A 2,026-nucleotide genomic window follows, 5' to 3' on the forward strand; every position below is an offset into this window, starting at 1 on the left:
GGACTGGTCAGCGTGTTCACGGGGGATATTCTCATGCCCAATTTCTCTGTCTGATCGTCCCCTGCTGAGCAGTTACAAATATTATGCTCATACAAAACGGGAACAAGCGTTTTTTGCCGTGTTTATCGTGCTGAGCAGTTACCTTCAGGGTACTTAACCGGGGTCCGGATCATACCCTGGGGTGGTGTGCGGGCGCGGCGCGCTAGACTGCCTGCTATGCGGCTTTCAGCCACCGACGTATACGCCTTTCAGGCACTGGGATTCCTGGGGACCCAGGACCCGGCCCGCTGGGTGTCCAGCGAGGAGATCAGCGAATCGACCGGCGTTCACCGCCCGTACCTGGTGCGCATCCTCGCGGCCCTGAGCGCCAAGGGCGTCGTGAAAAGCAAGAAGGGCATCGGCGGCGGCTACGCGCTGTCGCGCCGACCGCAACTGATCAGCCTGTGCGAGGTCGTGCGCGCCATTGACGGTCCGGTTGCGCCGCTGTCGTGCATCAGTCTCAACTGGCGCGAACACTGCCCCGAGGAAGACCGCTGCCACGCCCGCGCCACCATCTACACCCGCATGCGCGACGCCATGCTGGGCGTGTTGCAGGAATTCAGCGTGCACGACCTCGTGATCGACGCGCAGCGGGGCGTCAGTTACGGTCACTGCCTGGGCCACCTTCTGAAACCCAACGCGTAAGCAGGGCACAGGTTAAAAGTCGATGGTTGATGGAAGGAACGCCCCTCCATCAACCATCGACTTTCGACCATCAACTCACCGCAGGTAGGGTTCGAAGCGGTTGCGGTTGCTGCTGTCGGGGTCCTCGGTGGCGCGCACGACCGAGCGGGCGCTGAAGACCAGCAGCAGTCGCCCGGCGGGGGCGTCCGTGTCGGCGCGCAGGGTGCCCTGGTTCACGCGGTAGGGGCCGGACAGCATGGCCTGCATGGTGCTGGGGTCGAAGGCCAGGGCCGCGCCGGTCATGGCGGGCTTGCTGGCCTTCACGCCGCCGCGCGCGGTCACGAACCCGGTCTTGACGTTCAGGGTCATGCTGGGCGCGGTGAGGGCCGTGAAGCGGGCATCGTTGTACGTGACGTTCCCGGTGGCGGTGACCGTTCCGGCCCTCAGGTCGTACGTGACCTGCGCGGCTTTCAGGGTGCCGCCCTGCCGGGTGGTGATGGCCGCGCCCTGCGCGCTCAGCTGTTGCCCCGGCTGCAACTGCATACGGGCCGCCGTGAGTTTCACGCCGCCGCGGCTGTCGGTGGCGGTCCCGCCTTGTGGAAGGTCGGTCGCGCCGGTTTCCAGGTTCAGGTTCTGTGGGCCGCGCGGCGTGACGTTCAGGCCGCCGAAGGTGACGGCCTGCGTGCCGCCCGCAGCCACGGTCAGGACGGTCACTGCGGCGCTCAGCACGCGGGCCAGGGTAGGGGAGGGGACGCGCTTCATGAGGCCCACCGTAGCGGGCCGGGCACTGAGCGGCGTGAGGAAGCCCGTCAGGTTCGGTTCAGCTGGCCCCGGCGGGGCGCCGGGCTTTCCATGTGTGGGCCTGACCGCTCATGCGTTCCTACCCGGCCGGGCGTGCCTGGGCGCTACACTCCGCGCAGTGAAGCGTCAGACTGAATCCCCCACGCGGTCCCTGCGGATCGCCGCCGCGCTGGCCTGCGCGCTCCTGTTCACGTCCGGGCAGGCGGCCCCCCGCGTCGGTGCCCACGACGGGTACACCCGGCTGGTGTTCGACCTACCCAGCGGCGCGACCAGCCTCAGTGCGACGGTGGCGGCGCAGTCCATCACCGTGAAACTCGGCGTGCCGCTCCCCAGCGAGCAGGGTCCCCTGAACGCGGCAGGCGTCACCGCGTACGCCGTGTCGGGCCGCACGGTCACGGTCACGCTGGCCGACCGGCACGGCAGTGCCCGAAGCAGCGTCCTGCCAGCCGCTGGCGTTCAGCCCGCGCGGCTGGTCATCGACGTGCCCACCAGCGTGGCCGCGTCCGCCATTCCGGCGGTCCCGGCGGCGCGCCCGCCGGCTGCGGCGGCCGCCCGGCCGGTC

The 2,026-nt window shown here is 68.8% G+C and carries 2 protein-coding genes and 1 pseudogene; 2 read left to right on the forward strand and 1 reads right to left on the reverse strand.

Annotated features, from left to right (window positions below):
* Positions 1 to 216 precede the first annotated feature (216 nt).
* The gene (locus QZ271_RS14235) at positions 217 to 684 is read left to right on the forward strand and encodes an RrF2 family transcriptional regulator (protein ID WP_291432588.1); all 468 of its coding nucleotides are present in this window, start codon (positions 217 to 219) and stop codon (positions 682 to 684) included.
* A gap of 75 nt (positions 685 to 759) precedes the next feature.
* On the opposite strand, the gene QZ271_RS14240 is transcribed toward QZ271_RS14235, so the two are convergent.
* Positions 760 to 1,425 (reverse strand): hypothetical protein, encoded by a 666-nt coding sequence (locus QZ271_RS14240; protein ID WP_291432590.1) that lies wholly within the window; start codon positions 1,423 to 1,425, stop codon positions 760 to 762.
* A 157-nt stretch (positions 1,426 to 1,582) separates the two neighbouring features.
* Between QZ271_RS14240 and QZ271_RS14245 the strand changes: the two are divergent.
* Positions 1,583 to 2,026 (forward strand): annotated as a pseudogene (locus QZ271_RS14245) (hypothetical protein); the annotation flags it as partial.

Source organism: Deinococcus sp., assembly GCF_018260555.1.
Classification (GTDB): Bacteria; Deinococcota; Deinococci; order Deinococcales; family Deinococcaceae; genus Deinococcus.